Raw genomic sequence first — 16,261 nt, forward strand, 5'->3', positions numbered from 1 at the left:
TAAAGTGTGTGATTATCTTGGGTTCTCACTTCTCTCACCCATCACTAGGATTGATGATTTCTCAAAATCCCCCTTATAATCTAACTTTAAGTAGAGAATAGAATTTTCTAGCTGTCCTATTTTCTACGTCTAGCCTTTCTTCCTAGCAAAGCAAAACCACTGGTTGCCGCCACTAGACCAAGACTAGCAAGTGCTGCACTTGATGCTGAACCTGTGTTAGGTAATTGTTTACCAGCAGGTGACTGGTAGGTAACATCTTGCATTGTTCCTGCAGTTGCTTGCGGTGCACTTGTTGCCTGAGGAGCAGCATTAGGAGCCACTGGTCTCTTAGGAACTGTAACCATGGCAATGGCTTGCACTCCAATCGTTTCTGCTTCCTTCACATCTTCCACAGTTTTCGCATTTTCAATCTCTTTGAGAGCTGCTTGTTTTTCTGCTTCCACTCTTGCTAAAAGTTCTGCTTTTTCTTTATCAGAAAGCGGTGCGCCTTTGATTTCATCCTGCTTGTCCTTGGCAGCTTTCTCAATGGCATTTTTAGCTGATTCTTTTTCAGTAGCTAATTGCTTAGAAGCTTGTGATTGAGCTGGGTTTTGTGAACCTGTGTGAGCTTGTCCGCCTGCCTGGCTACCACCGCCTGCATTCGCATCTGAGCTTCCAGTATTGCCTCCATTATCTCCACCTGGTGTAGTTTCTGGCTTATACTCTGGTGTAGCTTCTTGAGTTACAGATTCACCTTTGGCAGATTGTTGAACTGTATCTTTTCCTAGAATTGTCACTACTGAACCATCTGGGAATGTGATTGTTGCTGTACCATCTCCAGCTACAGTGATTGTCGCTCCGTCTAATGCTGAACCATTTGCTTGTAAAATAGCAACCTTAACTTTTTCTTTTTCTCCATCTGTTAAATGAGTTATATCTTTTACATCTACTCTTTGAGCAGGCGCTTTAACAGTTGATTTTTCAGCAGTCGGTTTAGTGCTATCTTGTGCTTTTGGATCTTGTGCTACCAATTGATTTCCTGGAATTGTAATAGCTGAACCATCTTTAAAGACGATTGTCGCTGTGCCATCTCCAGCTACTTCAACTTTAACATCGCTTCCGAATCCATTTGCATCTACTACAGCTTTTTTAACAGCTTCTTTTTCTGCATCTGTTAATCTTGTAGCTTCTGCTACTTTTGTAGGGGTAGCTGGAATGATTACTTTTGTCTTCTCTGCGATTGTTGGTTGCTCTTGTGTTGAAGTTTCCTCTTTTTGAACTACTAGACTGGTTCCTGGAATTGTATTGACTGAACCATCTGAGTATGTCAATGTCGCTGTGCCATCTTTAGATACCTTAACATCTGTCGCCGCTGGGTTGGCTGCTTGTACTTTAGCTGTTACTGCAGCTTGTTCCTCAGGTGTTAAGCTATGAGCATTTCCAACTTCTGTAGTTACTGGCACCACAGCTGGGTTTTGCGCAGCTTGTGTTGCAACTTCATTGTCAGTATCTTTGGCTACTACTAGACTGGTTCCTGGAATTGTGTTTACTGAACCATCTCCATATGTTAGCGTTGCTGTTCCATCTTTAGATACCTTAACATCTGTCGCCGCTGGATTTGCTTCTTGAACCTTAGCTGCTACAGTATCTTGCTCTGCCTGTGTCAAGTTGTGAGTATTTTCAACAGGTACAAAGTTTCCTGGAACTTGCGCCGGGTTCTTCTCTGCATCTGTCTGAACTTTTGGAGTTTCTTGTTTACTTCCTTTTTCAACAAGTTTATCCCCTGTTATTGTGTCTACAGATTTATCTGGATAGGTGATGACTACTGTTCCATCAGGTCTTACTTCTACTGTTGTTCCTGCTGGGAAGTTGTTCGCTTCTTCCACCGCTTTTTTAACCGTAGCTTGTTCTGCCGGTGTTAACTTAGTAGTATTTCCTACTTGTGTTTTTCCTGGGATAACTGGCTCAGTTCTTGACGCGATTGTTCCTGTTTCTTTATTAGCTGGAGTTACTAATTTATCTTTAGAAATCGTATCGCTTGAACCATCTTTATATGTGATAACAGCTGTTCCATCTGGTTTTACTTCTACCCTAGTTTCGTCTGGGAATGCATTAGCACCTTCGATGTTTTGACGAACTTGTTCTCTTTCTTCATCTGAAAGTTTTGCTGGATTTTCCACTTCCACTTTGTTTTCAGGAACTTTCGGATCGAATTTAGATGCAATAGAGCCATCAGGTTGAACTTCATTTATCTTATGAATACCAGCTTCTTTCGCCGCGTTGATTTCATCTTTAGATTGAGCTTTGTTGATGTCTTCAATCGCTTTGTCTTTGGCCTTATTGATTTCTTCGATAGCTTTTTGTTTCGCTTCGTCTGATAAATCTTTATTGTTCTTGATTTCGTTAATGCGTTTTTGAGCTTCTTCTAGTATTTCAGCTTTTGCTTTCGCTTTTTCTTCATCAAGATTTGTCACATCTGGTTTCTTAACTTCTGCATCAGCTTTTGGATTATATTTTTCAATATTTTCTTTAGCTTGATCTGCGATTTGTTTAGCTGTTCCTGCTGATGATGCTCCGTCAATAGCTTTGTTAGCATCTTCTTTAACTTTCTTGATTGCTTCTTCAGCTTTTTGTTTTTGCTCTTCAGTTAAGCCTGTTTCCTTCTTGATTTCATCAAGTTTTTTCTTAGCAGCATCTTCTACTTGTTTTTTAGCATCTTCTTTCGCCTTAGCAAGATCATTATCTTTATCAGCTGTGCCTAAGGAATCAACTACTTCAACCGGTACTTTTACAGTTACTTTAGTACCATCAGCTAGGGTTACTTCCACTTCTGCTTCTTTAGTTCCCGATTCTGTTGTAGTTGGTTTAAAAGTGATTTTCGCTGTTAGTCCATCAGCTAGTGCTAATTGTTTTAGGATTTCTTCGTCAGTTAAGTCTTTACCTTTTTCTACAGTTACTTTTCCGGATACTAAAGCAGTTTGTAGGTCTAACTCTGGCTTAAAGATACTTGTTGATTGCCCTTTGGCAGTTTGTACTACTACATCTTCTTTTGGTAGATTTCCGTTTGGAGTCTCAACATTTCCTTGATCATCAACCTTGACATCGTCCTTGTTTAAGCCTGGATTTGCTTCAACAATAGCTTTCTTAACATCTTCTTTTTCTTTGTCTGTTAAGTTATTCGAATCTTTAACTCCTACAGGTGTGACAGGTTTCTTCAAAGCTGATGTTACTACATCTTTTGCTGGTAAATTACCTTGTGGTGTTTCAACATTACCTTGACCATCAACCTTAACATCATCCTTGTTTAAGCCTGGATTTGCAGCCACGATAGCATCCTTAACAGCGTCTTTTTCTGCTTCTGTTAAGTTTTTAGGATCTTTAACTTCTACAGGTGTAACAGGTTTCTTCAAGGCTGGTGTTACAACTTCTCCTGCTAGTAAATTACCTCTTGGCGTTTCAACATTGCCTTGATCATCAACCTTGACATCGTCCTTGTTTAAGCCTGGATTTGCAGCTACAACAGCATCCTTAACAGCGTCTTTTTCTGCTTCTGTTAAGCTATGGACATCTTTAACAGGGACAAGTTTTGTCGGTTTCTTCAAGGCTGGTGTCACTACATCCTCTGCTGGTAAGTTGCCTTTTGGTGTTTCAACATTTCCTTGGTCATCGACTTTGATATCTTTATCTGTTAAACCTGGATTATTTTTAATAATCTCTTCTACAATCTTAGATTTCTCTGGTTCTGTCAGTTTAGATGGGTTGACAACTTCAACTGGGGTTGTTGGTTTCTTCAAGGTAGAAGTTACAACATCTTTTGCTGGTAAGTTACCTTGTGGTGTTGTGACATTTCCTTGATCATCGACTTTGACTTTATCCTCAGTTAAACCTGGATTTGCCTCTACAATAGCTTTCTTAACCGCTTCTTTTTCTTTAACTGTTAGGCTATTTGGATTTTCTACTTCAACAAGTTTATTTGGTTTATTTAAAACTGTTGTGACAACATCTTCTTTTGGTAGATTTCCTTTTGGAGTTTTAACATTTCCTTGGTTATCTACTGTAACATCACCTTTGTTTAAGCCTGGATTTGCTGCTACGACAGCATCCTTAATGTCTTCTTTTTCTTTAGTTGTTAAGTCATTAGGATTTCCAACTACAACTGGTGTTGCTGGTTTCTTCAAGGCTGGAGTTACAACATCTTTTGCAAGTAATTTATCGCCATTCTTAGTTGTTACATTACCTTTGTCATCGACTGTAATATCATCTTTGTTTAGACCAGGATTTGCGTTGGCTACAGCTTCTTTCACTTTTTCCTTTTCATCATTTGTTAAATGATTTGGATCAGCTACTACGACTGGTGTCGCTGGTTTGTTTAATGCTTGAACAACAACTTTTTCTGCTTCCAAGTAACCTTTAGGAGAAGCTACATCTCCCTTATCACTCACATAGACTTCAGATTCTTCTAATGAAGGGTTAGTCGCCACAATCGCTTTTTTAACAGCTTCTTTCTCTTCATCTGTTAAATGATTGATATCTGTAACCTTAACCTTTTCTTTTGGTGGAGTTAACTTTCTCTTAGCTGTTTCTGTAATATCTTGTGGAGTATGAACAGCAGCAATTTCTTGTCTACCTTTTTCTGTTGCTGATGCTATATCTTCTGGTGAAGTTGCATTGTTGATGTTTTCTTCGTGTGTTGCTTTAAGGTCATCAACTTGTTTCTTCAATGCTTCTTTTTCTTTTTTAGATAATGCATTGTCTTCATCAATTTCTGCCTTTTCAGCATCTGCTGCTTTTGTTAGGTCGGCTTTTGCTTTGTCCTTGTCAGTTGCTTTTCTTACAGGTACTTCGATTTCGTCTTTTGATCCGTCACCATAAGTAACTTCTACTACAACTACTTTCTTACCTTCATTTGCACCTGTTCCTTCCACAATTTCTCCGTCATTTTTGACTTGTTTGTCTGTCGGTTGTGGTTGGTCTTTTGGTACTTCTACAGCATCTGTAATAGCTTTTTTATCTGCTTCTGCTACTTTAGGAGCATTAGATGGGTCTACACTTACTGGAACTCCTCCTGCTTCAGTTACTGAATCTTTTACATTTGGAGTTGCTTTTGCAGCATCAGTCCCTTCTACTGGGACATTAACTACGTCTTTGCTTCCGTCTTCATATTTTACTTCTACTTTGACTACTAATTTGCCAGTTTCATCTGCTACTACTTTTCCACCGTCAAGTAATGTTTTTTCTGTTACTTTAGTTCCTTCTGGTACTTTTACAGCATCTTTAACTTTTTGTACATCTTCGTCTTTTGTTACTTGCGAATCTTTGACAGGTGTTTCGCTTAGTTTCGCTGTGTCTGCTGTTGGTGTTGTTGTCGCTGCTGTATTGCCTTCTACTGGGACATTAACTGTTCTTGTAATACCATCATGAATTACTGTTACTGGTACTACTTTCTTACCGTTCTCATCCGCAATAGCTCCATATTCTACAACATAAGTATTGTCTAACGTTTTACCGTTTGCAGTTAGTTTCGCTTTAACAGTCGGCTGATCTTTTTCAGGTAATGAGTCTCCAGCTTTAGGTACAACAGATATTTTTGCTGCTCCATCTTTCACCGCTAAAGTAAAGTCTTCCGCTTTACCTGATAAAGCTAAACGTGCTTGTTGTAATTTATCAAGAACATCATCCACCTCTGGTTGAGTAGCATCTTGTTTGTCATACACCTCTTTAGCTTTTGCTAAAGCATCATCATAAGCTTTTTTCTTAACGACATCTGTTTCTTTAGCATAAGCTGGTGATTTTTTAACGTCATCAGCTTTATTGATTTCTACTTTCAAAGCATCTTTAGTCACTGTTTCAGGTGCTTTTTCTCCTAACCCTTCGATTGCCTTTCTTAACTCATCAATCAATCGTGTTACTTCTGGCACATCAGCTGCTGCTTCATCTTTTTCAGCATTTTTATCGGCTACTCTCTCAGCAGCCTTTTTCACTTGGTCAAAAGCTTTTTTCTTAACGACATCTACATTAGCTCCAGTATATTTATCAGATTTCTCAACTTCATTAGCTTTATCCACTAATCCTTGTAAAATCTCCATACGTTTATCTAAATCTTTAGCTCTTGCTACGATATCTTCAATCAACTCTTTTTCAGTTGCTTCTTTGACTAAGTCTACAAAGTTTGTTTTTTGTATTTTATTCAAATGAGTTAATTCATCAATCGATTTAATCGCTTCATCACGAATTGCCTGGACTTTTGCTTTCGATTCTGCATCTTTGATAATATTGTCCAATTGACCTTTTGAAGTTGCACTATCAATCGCTGTTTTATATTTCTCTCTATCAGCATCTGACAAACCAGGAATTTGATCTATTTTTTTCTTATATTCGTCTTTTAATTTATCAGCTACATCTTTAGCTTTTTGGGATTCATTGGTAGCCTTTTGTTTCTCGGCCTCTTCTAGAATCTTTTCTATATCCTTAATAGTTTTAGCATCTTCAATTCGCTTTTTATAGTCATCAGCTGTTGGTTTTTTTAAACTATCTTTAATCTTTTCAATTTGAGAGCTTGCTGTTTTCTTAGCTTCCGTTAAGTTATCTCCTGAAGCCGTTGTTAAAATTTTATCTAATAAACCTTTGGTGTATTCTAACGCTTTAGTTCCTGTCCCATCATTACCGTCTTCTGGATCTGTAATTTTTTGATCATTAACTTGTTTAACAAAACCTTCTTTTTGTTCTTTCGTTAGATATTTTAGTCCATTAATTTTTTCTTTTATTTCACGTTTTTTAGCTTCAAATCCAGCTTCATTATCTGAATTTCTAGCAATAGCCACATCTACAACACTATTAATAGCTTCTTGAGTTGTTTTCCCGTCCAATTGATTTTTGAAATATTCTTTTTCTTTTGTTGATAAATATGACAGATTTTCAATTGCTTGTTTTCCTTTTGCAATCGCTTCATCTGGATTGAAAACTTTTACAGGTGTTGCTGGTTTTTGTTTGAATAAATGATCTTTGGGAATTGCAAAACCATTTGGTTGTTCCCCTTGATATAAATATCCTTTACCATCTTGTTTACTAATTTGAATATTTTTACCTATGAAGTCTTTTGAGGTCTTTTCCTCTCCTACATCCGTAATTTTCCATTCTCCCTCTTCTTCAACATGAGTCATACCGTTCGTATCGTAAAAACGTTTTTTTGCTCCTGCAATATCTTCATCCGTCAATCTATTATAATTATCCACCTCATATGGCTTATACTGATATTTATAATCTTCCGGTCCCGCTACCCCTGTTGTACTTGGATCTGATTTCTCATACACAAGTGATGTCCCTGGAATAGTATCTTGTGAGCCGTCTAGGTATGTAATTGTTGCTGTACCGTTATCAGAAATACTAATACTGCTATCCTCCGTTGCATTACCTCCTTCATCTTTCTTTACATTTTCTATGAATTTATTATGAGAGTTCTCTGGAATAGCCTCACTTTTAGTGTCTTGGTTTGCTTCCCAAATTTTATTTTTCAGTTCAGCTTTTTCTTTATCTGATAATTTCTTTTCGTTCTCTACCCCTATACGTTTAGGAAGTTTAGGTTCAAATAATTCTTTGTCTTGATATAGTACTGGAACTGTCACTGTCAATACTTTAAAACGTTGACGTTCTGAACCTAAGTGTCCAATTCTAACCCCAGCTCCAAAATCTAATGTATATCGATCATTTTTCAAAGTAGGGTCTATCACTCGATACTTTACAACCATCGTAGCAAACTGATTAGTCGCTCTTTCCCAGTCAGAATAAATACTCTTTGTATTTCGTTTGAAAGCATCAAAAATCCCCTGATCGGTCGGTGTTCCTTCTACAGGTGTCCCTACTCTATGCTCAAACATACTATCAAAAGTATCGCGATAAATGACACCTGAACTATCCTCCTCTCCAGTGACATCATTATATCGTTCCCATTTATCAGTCTGTCCAGCTCCCATGCTTTGGGCATCTTGCTTATTTTGATAACGAGATGCTACCTTATTAGAAACAGAAACCCAAGGAGAATCTTGTTTCCAACTAGTCATGACCCTATTTGTACTAGTCGTTTTTAATTGAATCTCTACTGGCTCACTCAAACCAATTGGCGTTGTAAACCAAAAATCAGGACGGCCTCCTCCGTAGTGTACATCGTGGTTGTTAACACCTTCAAAACCACCGTTATATTTATAAGTTACTGTTACATAAGGATTTGTTTTGCTATATTGTGACCAATCCACATTTATATCAATTTCTTTATCTACATTGACAGTTTCATGAACTCCACTTCCAGTCGCTTCAAAAGGAGTATCTCCTACATTTGTATATAAAGTCGTGACGTTTCCATCTTGTGTATCTCTTGAATAATACAAGGCCGCATCTACGATATTTGGGTTCATAGCCACCCCAACTAAAGATGCCCCTATCAAACACGACGCCGCTCCAAAGCTAAACTTTCTAATCGAAAACTTTTCCACACGCTGCCACATTTGCTTGGAGCGTTTCTGCGTTCTCTTATACTTCATTCTTTGATCTCCATTTTTTATTTTTATTTCTTCTTATTCAAAAACTAATACACTATAATACAATTTTATTATAATATATCTACTTTAGGCAATAAGAATACACGTACATTATATCATAAAGTCCCCCCCCCCCGTCCACTTTTAGCCTCATTTTTACTTTAATTAAAATATATAGAAATTTACCCTATTTGCTATCGTTTTGTCACTAATACCTTATACAGATTTATAAATTTTAATCGATTCTCATTCAAAAACATAAAATAAGTCATTCTAGGTATCTGAAGCCCTATCCCCTCCACTTACTTCATCAAAAATAAAAAATAAAGCAAAAACCCTACCAGAATCAAAAGCGTCTGGTAAGGTTTTTCTCTGAATATAGTCACTATACTTAACTAAAAAGCATGACTAGCAATATTATTGAATATGGTTAGCCAAATCTTCCTGAGCTTTTTTATTTGACTCAGCTTTTTCTTTCAGCCATTTATCATAGAGTTCCTGGTACTGTTTAGCAGTTACCGGCTCTTTTTGCAGTTCAACATATTTGTAGTTATCAGCATCTCCCTTATGACCAACGAACGAGAAGGCTCCTGTGAACGGTACAGTCTTACGGAAGATTGGGTTGGCTCCGCCACTTTGAACTGGTAGGAAGAGGGCACTGTCAGTCAACCAAGCTTGTACTTCAGCAAATTTTTCATAACGAGCCTGAGTATTTTCAACTTCGCTATCTGCTTCATCTAGTAACTTTTTGTAAGCAGAAAGTCCAATTTTTTCTTTTACTTCATTATCTTTTCCAGCAGTCAAACCAATATTGTTAAGCTGAGAACCTGACTCTGGATCCAAGAGATCAAGATAAGTTTTCGGATCTGAGTAATCTCCGCTCCAACCTGAAATATCAATGTCATAGTCCTTTTGTTCAGCTGTATCTGCAAAGAATGTAGCTTGATCCTTCTCGTCTGGAGAAAGTTGAATCACGTCAATCACAACGTTGTCCGCCCCAAGGGTTTCTTCCACTGTCTGCTTAAAGGAACTTGCTTGTTGCACATCTAACTTGGCCGTCTGGTCAACCGGCATATCCAAATGGATTGGGAAAGTCACGCCTTCTGCTTGCAAGGTTTCTTTAGCTTTAGCAAATGCTGCCTTGGCTTTTTCAGCATTCAAAAAGGCAGGTTGCGCATCATTCAAATTGATATTCGACCACTCTGTACCATAGTTAATGATCTTTTCATTGACAACATCTCCAAAGTTTTTACCACCGATTTGGACAAAATCACTTGGGATAAGCGTGTTACGCAAGATACGGTCTGCTCCATCTTCACCATTTGTCTGCGCTGCATAAGCATGACGGTCAAAGGCAAAGTTGACAGCCTGACGAAAATCCTTATTTTGCATGGCCGCAAGTGAATCTGTCTTTTCTTTATCAGACTGTTTCATGGTCTGCTTGTAACTTTGACGATTAACATTAAAGAGATAATAGAAGGTAACTGAGTTCTGCGGTGTATAGGTAATCTTGTCCTCATTCCCTTTTTTCAACTGATCAAACACTGAGCTTGTCGGGAAGATACGACCGTCCGAGTAGTTCCCTTCCAAAAATCCTCTCGCCAAACTATCTTGGTCAGAACCGTCAAAGAAAGAGAGCTTCACTTTCTCAATTTTCACATTGTCCTTATCCCAGTAATTAGGGTTTTTATCAAATTCAATCAAAGATTTTGATGAGAAAGATTTAAACAAGTAAGGACCATTTGACAAGATACTGGATGGTGTTACACTTCCAAAATCATCTCCCTTAGATTTCAAAAAAGCTTCATTTACAGGACTCAAAATGCCCCCAGTAGTCTTAGAATTCCAGTAAGATTCCGGCTTATTCAAAGTATATTGAAGAGTATAGTCATCCACTGCCTTAACACCAACAGTTTCAAAGTCAGATGTTTCCCCCTCAACGTAGTCTGCGAGGCCCTTGATAGAGTCTTGGACCAAGTACAAGTTTTCAGCCTTTTTATCAGCTGCATACTTGAGACCTGTCACAAAGTCATGAGCCGTTACATCCGCATACTCTTCGCCCTCTGAAGTGTACCATTTCGCCCCCTGACGGATCTTATAAGTGTAGGTCAAACCATCTTTTGACACCGTCCATGACTCAGCCATAGATGGAATGAGATTACCATACTTATCATTTTCTAACAAGCCATCAATCAGGTTAGTCGTGATACTAGAAGTGGAACCACGTGTTGACGTAATGTAGTCCAAGGTATCAGGATTACTAGTAAATACATAAGAGTAGATTTTCTCAGCATTACTAGATTGGGAAGACCCACACGCTGCTAAAGCTAGACCTGCTGTCAAAGCCATAGCTCCAAAAAGCATAACTTTTGATTTCTTCATGATTATTCTCCATTTTTTACAGTATGTGAAATATTATACACCATTTGAGGGAAAATATAAAGCCTTTTTGAACTTTTTTACAAAAATAAAAATCAGTAGACTCGAGTTCCTACTGATTTTTGTTATGGTTCGTTTGGATTATGCAGCCAAAACTTTGCGTCCTTTACGACGACGAGCTGCCAATACGCGACGACCGTTTTTAGTTGACATACGGTTACGGAATCCGTGTTTGCGCGCACGACGAAGTTTACTTGGTTGATAAGTACGTTTCACGATGAATACCTCCTCATAGATTTTGTATTCGTTTAGCCGGCTATAAAGTGATCAGTTACTAAACATACTTTACTATTCTATCTGATTCTTTCACTTTTGTCAATAGCTCTAGGCAAATGTTTCCAGCTTTTTCGAATGTAAGTCCTATCTACGATACTGTTTCAAGAAACGAGTCATCTTTTCTTGGATTTGGGCTAACTCATCAACACGAGGAAGGTAAACGATACGGAAGTGGTCTGGTTCTTTCCAGTTAAAGCCACGACCATGCACCAAGAGAACCTTTTCCTGCTTCAAGAAATCAAGAACAAACTGCTCATCATCATCGATACGGTACATATTGCGGTCGATTTTAGGGAAGATATAGAGCCCAGCCTTGGGTTTAACCGCAGACAAACCTGGAATCTCTTGAATGGCATTGTAAATGAAATTTCTTTGCTCATAAATTCGTCCACCAGGAAGGAGCAATTCATCGACCGACTGGTGACCACCCAAGGAAGTTTGTACGACTTGTTGGGCCAAAACGTTAGAGCAAAGGCGCATATTGGATAGCATATTGAGCCCTTCGATATAGCCCTTGACATGAGTCTTAGGTCCAGACAAGACCATCCAACCCACACGGAAACCAGCGATACGATGGGATTTTGATAGACCATTCATGCTGACACAGAAGACATCTGGTGCCAAGCTAGCCACAGGCGTATGCACATGTCCATCCATTACCATACGGTCATAAATTTCATCCGCAAAGATAATCAAATCGTTTTGACGGGCAATCTCAATAATCTCCAACAAGAGTTCCTTAGGATAAAGGGCTCCAGTTGGATTATTTGGATTGATAAGGACGATCGCCTTGGTATTGGAAGTGATTTTTGACTTGATATCGTCAATATCTGGATACCATTCTGCAGCTTCATCACAGATATAGTGAACGGCATTTCCTCCAGCTAGGCTGACAGCTGCTGTCCAGAGAGGATAATCTGGCATTGGCACCAAGACCTCGTCTCCATTGTCCAAAAGCCCCTGCATGGACATGACAATCAGCTCACTGACACCATTTCCAAGGTAGATATCATCAATATCTACGTTTGGGAATTTCTTCAATTGGCAATACTGCATGATGGCCTTACGGGCTGAAAAAATCCCTTTGGAGTCAGAATATCCTTCACTATCACGCGCATTCATAATCAAGTCATGAATGACCTCATCTGGCGCTGTAAAGCCAAATTCTGCTGGATTTCCTGTATTCAGACGTAAAATCTTTTCTCCATTTGCTCGCATCCGCATGGCTTCTTCCAAAACAGGGCCACGGATATCATAAGCAACATGCTCTAACTTACTAGACTTGTTATATTCTTTCATCTTGTTTCCTCAATTCATCGAGATAGTAACATTATACCACTAGAAAGACAATGCGACAAGTTTGCTGAAATGTGTTACTAAAATCCTACAGAAGAAAAGCCTCGCTAAAAGCGAGGTCAAGACAGGGGAGATAGCAGGTATTTTGCGAAAGACATATCACATACCAAAAGATAAACCTAGAAAAAGTAAGCCTAAAAAGGAGTCATAGAGAAGATTGAACATGAGGAAAAGCCCCCATATCATCAAGTAATCCCAACGCCCACTTCGTTTTGCAACCAGGAATAAGATTAGATGGTAGAGTACATGAAAGACTAAAAATCCGATAAACCCTGGATAAAGAAACGGTACCAGACTCTCTAATTGCCAGATCATGACAACTTCTACCAAGACTGAAACTAGGATGATTCCATAATAAAGGAAATTTGATGTTTGAAAAGAGTTTTTCATCATTCTCCCTCCCTTCACTTCTTTCCTGCTATCCTTTCTTTTATTTTATCATATATTTATATAGATTTTAAGCACTAACATTCTTTTGAAAAATACTTTTTTTGCTTTACTTCTATAGTGAAAAGGTTTACAATGATAGTAAGAAAATTTCAGGAGGTTTCATTATGGCACAACGTTACCAAAATATTATGGTCGCAATCGATGGTTCTAAGGAAGCGGACTTGGCTTTTATCAAAGGAGTTCATTCTGCTCTACGAAACGACGCTAAACTCACCATCGCCCATGTCATTGACACACGCGCTCTCCAAAGCGTATCCACCTTTGATGCTGAAGTTTACGAACAACTCCAAGTTGACGCTGAAAGTCTGATGAAAGAGTACGAAAAACGTGCTAAAGATGCTGGTGTGGCAGATGTTCATATCGTCATTGAAATGGGAAATCCAAAGACCCTACTAGCACGTACTATTCCAGATGCTGAGGAAGTGGACCTCATTCTAGTTGGCGCAACTGGTCTCAACGCCTTTGAACGCCTCTTGGTCGGCTCTTCATCTGAATACATTCTCCGCCATGCTAAGGTCGATTTGCTGGTTGTGAGAGAACAAGAAAAAACCTTATAATTACAAAGAAAAGGAGCTCAGCGCTCCTTTTTGTTTACTATTTATACTCTTCGAAAATCTCTTCAAACCACGTCAACGTCGCCTTGCCGTAGGTATGTTACTGACTTCGTCAGTTTCATCTGCAACCTCAAAACAAGTGCTTTGAGCAACCTGCAGCTAGTTTCCTAGTTTGCTCTTTGATTTTCATTGAGTATTATTTCTCTCTTTATGACGTTCATAAGCCTTAAGCTGGCGCTGCAGTTCCTTTTTAATAGCAGGTTCTGGAGCATATTTTTCTTCCCAATCATCTGGTTTTAAGATTTTGTGGGTCACTGGATCAAAATGAGCCTTGCCATCTGGAAAAATTTTCCCCATATTGGCCTGATGAACAATATCAAAAATACGTTCTGGGTCCACTCCCATCAAGACAAAACTGCCATAGGTGAAGTAAAGTGTGTCAATCAAGGCATCCACCTGCCCTATCAAATCTTGCTGGGCAGGCGTCTTCTTGGCTACCTTATCTGCCGCCTTATCAAGAGCTTGATGAAGTTGCGATAGAGCTTGACCAAAGTCCTCTTCAGAAGGGCTGGCAGCTCGAACAAACTCCACCAATTCTTCTATTTTAAAGCCAGCCCTGTGGGTTGCACCTTCTAAATCCCAAGCTCGAGGTTCTTCTTGGGTTCGTTCATCCATCATGTGGTGGAAGGTCTTGACCTTATTGAAATGATAGTCACGGCTGACAAAGACTTTTTCTGAGGCCAGAACACCAAAATGTTCCAAGGCCTTGTGGATTCCGTCTTGCTGATTGCTAGTGGTGATGTGCTTGGCAACTTCCTTGACACTGCTACTACCATTTCCCATAGCGACCGACATACCGACACCTGCCAGCATTTCTAGGTCGTTATCTGAGTCACCAAAGGCCATGACTTGGTTGAGGTCAAAGCCGTATTCTTTTCCGACTCGGCGTATGCCTTCCAATTTAGAGTTTCCTTGATTGATGACATCCGCTGCAAATGGATTGCTACGTGTCAATTTCAAGTCTTCAAAATCAGCTGCCGCCTTCTCAGATTCTTCTGGCGTCATCAGCATCAAAACTTGGTAGATAGGCTGATTCATCAGATGAAGCATGTCTTCTTCCTTTTGGGGAACAACCTTGCTGACCATTCGATTAAAAGACTGACTCACTGTCCGAGTTAAAACAGAAGGAACGAAGCGACTGATTCGTTGGGAAAAAGTTCCCAGACCAAAAGACATGATTTTGGAACCTAACATGGCATCCTTAGTCCCTAAGGCAATCTCCTTGCTCTCTTTTTTAGCATAGCTAATTAGATGGCGCAAATGTAACTTGGAAATAGGGCTCGTGAACAAGACTCTGTCTTTAGTAAAGATATACTGGCCATTATAGGTTACCGCAAAGTCCAGATCCAAATCGTCCATCAATTCCTTAACAAAAAAAGGTCCTCGCCCTGTCGCTACGCCAACTAGTACCCCTTGCTCTTTGACAATCTTAATCGCGTCCTTAGTGGATTTCAAAACACTCTTGCGATCGTTGACCAAGGTTCCATCGATATCAAAAAAAACAGCTTTGACTTCCATCCTATCCCAATCTCCCCTTTTGTGATACAATGATTATACCACATTTCAGAAAGAGTGAGTAAATCATGCCTAAGAAAATCCTTGTTTTACATACAGGTGGGACTATTTCCATGCAGGCCGATGCTTCTGGCGCTGTTGTGACGAGTTCAGATAATCCCATGAATCATGTGTCCAACCCACTTGAAGGAATCCAAGTCCACGCCTTAGACTTTTTTAACCTGCCAAGCCCCCATATCAAACCCAAGCATATGCTGGCTCTCTACCAGAAAATTAAAGAGGAAGCAGATAACTACGATGGAGTGGTGATCACACACGGAACCGATACTTTAGAGGAAACAGCCTATTTCCTTGATACCATGGAAGTTCCCCATATGCCTATCGTTCTAACAGGGGCAATGCGCAGCTCCAATGAACTCGGCAGTGATGGTGTTTATAATTATCTGAGTGCTTTAAGGGTGGCTAGCGATGACAGGGCTGCTGATAAAGGAGTTTTGGTCGTTATGAACGATGAAATCCACGCTGCCAAGTATGTTACCAAAACGCATACAACCAACGTCAACACCTTCCAGACTCCAACACACGGACCACTTGGTCTGATCATGAAACACGAAATCCTCTACTTTAAAACAGCTGAGCCTCGTGTCCGCTTTGACCTTGATCACATACAAGGCTTAGTCCCTATCATCTCTGCTTATGCTGGTATGACAGATGAGCTGATTGATATGCTGGATTTGGAACAATTGGACGGTTTGATTATCCAAGCCTTCGGAGCTGGTAATATTCCCAAAGAAACGGCTCAAAAATTAGAAAGCCTTCTGCAAAAAGGAATCCCAGTCGCCCTGGTTTCACGATGCTTTAACGGTATCGCTGAGCCTGTTTATGCCTACCAAGGTGGGGGCGTGCAGTTGCAAAAATCAGGCGTTTTCTTTGTTAAAGAACTTAACGCCCAAAAAGCCCGCTTGAAACTCCTCATTGCCCTCAATGCCGGACTAAAAGGACAGGCTTTGAAAGACTATATGGAAGGCTAAGTCTCTTCGAAAATCTCTTCAAACCACGTCAGCGTCGCCTTGCCGTATGTATGGTTACTGACTTCGTCAG

Annotated in this window: 8 protein-coding genes and 1 pseudogene; 2 read left to right on the forward strand and 7 right to left on the reverse strand. The window is 39.5% G+C overall.

Features of this window, described 5'->3' with window-relative positions:
• Positions 1–116: 116 nt before the first annotated feature.
• The 6 genes and pseudogenes from HT696_RS10765 to HT696_RS07085 all read right to left on the reverse strand — a co-directional run bounded on the left by HT696_RS10765 (position 117) and on the right by HT696_RS07085 (position 12,974).
• Positions 117–1,280, reverse strand: coding sequence for a DUF1542 domain-containing protein (locus HT696_RS10765; RefSeq protein ID WP_345789489.1), 1,164 nt, complete (start codon positions 1,278–1,280; stop codon positions 117–119).
• Positions 1,263–8,513: pseudogene (locus HT696_RS07065) on the reverse strand (DUF1542 domain-containing protein); the annotation flags it as partial. The pseudogene HT696_RS07065 and the gene HT696_RS10765, both read right to left, overlap by 18 nt.
• 414 nt (positions 8,514–8,927) lie before the next feature.
• Entirely contained in the window at positions 8,928–10,892 is a 1,965-nt protein-coding gene (locus tag HT696_RS07070) for a peptide ABC transporter substrate-binding protein (protein ID WP_173282537.1), read from the reverse strand.
• 138 nt (positions 10,893–11,030) lie between these two features.
• Complete coding sequence (gene rpmH / locus HT696_RS07075; RefSeq protein WP_000831905.1) at positions 11,031–11,165, reverse strand: 50S ribosomal protein L34; 135 nt, start codon at positions 11,163–11,165, stop codon at positions 11,031–11,033.
• A 144-nt stretch (positions 11,166–11,309) separates the two neighbouring features.
• On the reverse strand, positions 11,310–12,524 hold the full coding sequence (locus tag HT696_RS07080; RefSeq protein ID WP_000666459.1) for a pyridoxal phosphate-dependent aminotransferase: 1,215 nt from the start codon (positions 12,522–12,524) through the stop codon (positions 11,310–11,312).
• A gap of 156 nt (positions 12,525–12,680) precedes the next feature.
• A complete protein-coding gene (locus tag HT696_RS07085) occupies positions 12,681–12,974 on the reverse strand; it encodes a hypothetical protein (RefSeq protein WP_173254593.1) in 294 nt (97 codons plus the stop codon).
• Between the two features lie 161 nt (positions 12,975–13,135).
• On the opposite strand from HT696_RS07085, the gene HT696_RS07090 reads away from it, so the two are divergent.
• A complete protein-coding gene (locus HT696_RS07090; RefSeq protein WP_031223038.1) occupies positions 13,136–13,588 on the forward strand; it encodes a universal stress protein in 453 nt (150 codons plus the stop codon).
• A gap of 183 nt (positions 13,589–13,771) precedes the next feature.
• Here the strand turns inward: HT696_RS07090 and HT696_RS07095 are convergent, their stop codons facing one another.
• Positions 13,772–15,163 carry a Cof-type HAD-IIB family hydrolase gene (locus HT696_RS07095; RefSeq protein WP_173282535.1) on the reverse strand — a complete coding sequence of 464 codons (1,392 nt, stop codon included), beginning with the start codon at positions 15,161–15,163 and terminating at the stop codon, positions 13,772–13,774.
• 65 nt (positions 15,164–15,228) lie between these two features.
• Between HT696_RS07095 and HT696_RS07100 the strand changes: the two genes are divergently transcribed.
• Positions 15,229–16,191: an asparaginase gene (locus HT696_RS07100; protein ID WP_173282534.1), complete on the forward strand. Its 963-nt coding sequence runs from the start codon at positions 15,229–15,231 to the stop codon at positions 16,189–16,191.
• Positions 16,192–16,261: the final 70 nt, after the last annotated feature.

Origin of the sequence: Streptococcus sp. 9903, from assembly GCF_013276625.1 — a bacterium.
Classification (GTDB): domain Bacteria; phylum Bacillota; class Bacilli; order Lactobacillales; family Streptococcaceae; genus Streptococcus.

Coding starts and splice junctions, on each gene's coding strand:
- HT696_RS07070 (WP_173282537.1), bottom strand. CDS start 10,892: ATGAAGAAATCAAAAGTTATGCTTTTTGGAGCTATGGCTTTGACAGCA.
- HT696_RS07080 (WP_000666459.1), bottom strand. CDS start 12,524: ATGAAAGAATATAACAAGTCTAGTAAGTTAGAGCATGTTGCTTATGAT.
- HT696_RS07085 (WP_173254593.1), bottom strand. CDS start 12,974: ATGATGAAAAACTCTTTTCAAACATCAAATTTCCTTTATTATGGAATC.
- HT696_RS07090 (WP_031223038.1), top strand. CDS start 13,136: ATGGCACAACGTTACCAAAATATTATGGTCGCAATCGATGGTTCTAAG.
- HT696_RS07095 (WP_173282535.1), bottom strand. CDS start 15,163: ATGGAAGTCAAAGCTGTTTTTTTTGATATCGATGGAACCTTGGTCAAC.
- HT696_RS07100 (WP_173282534.1), top strand. CDS start 15,229: ATGCCTAAGAAAATCCTTGTTTTACATACAGGTGGGACTATTTCCATG.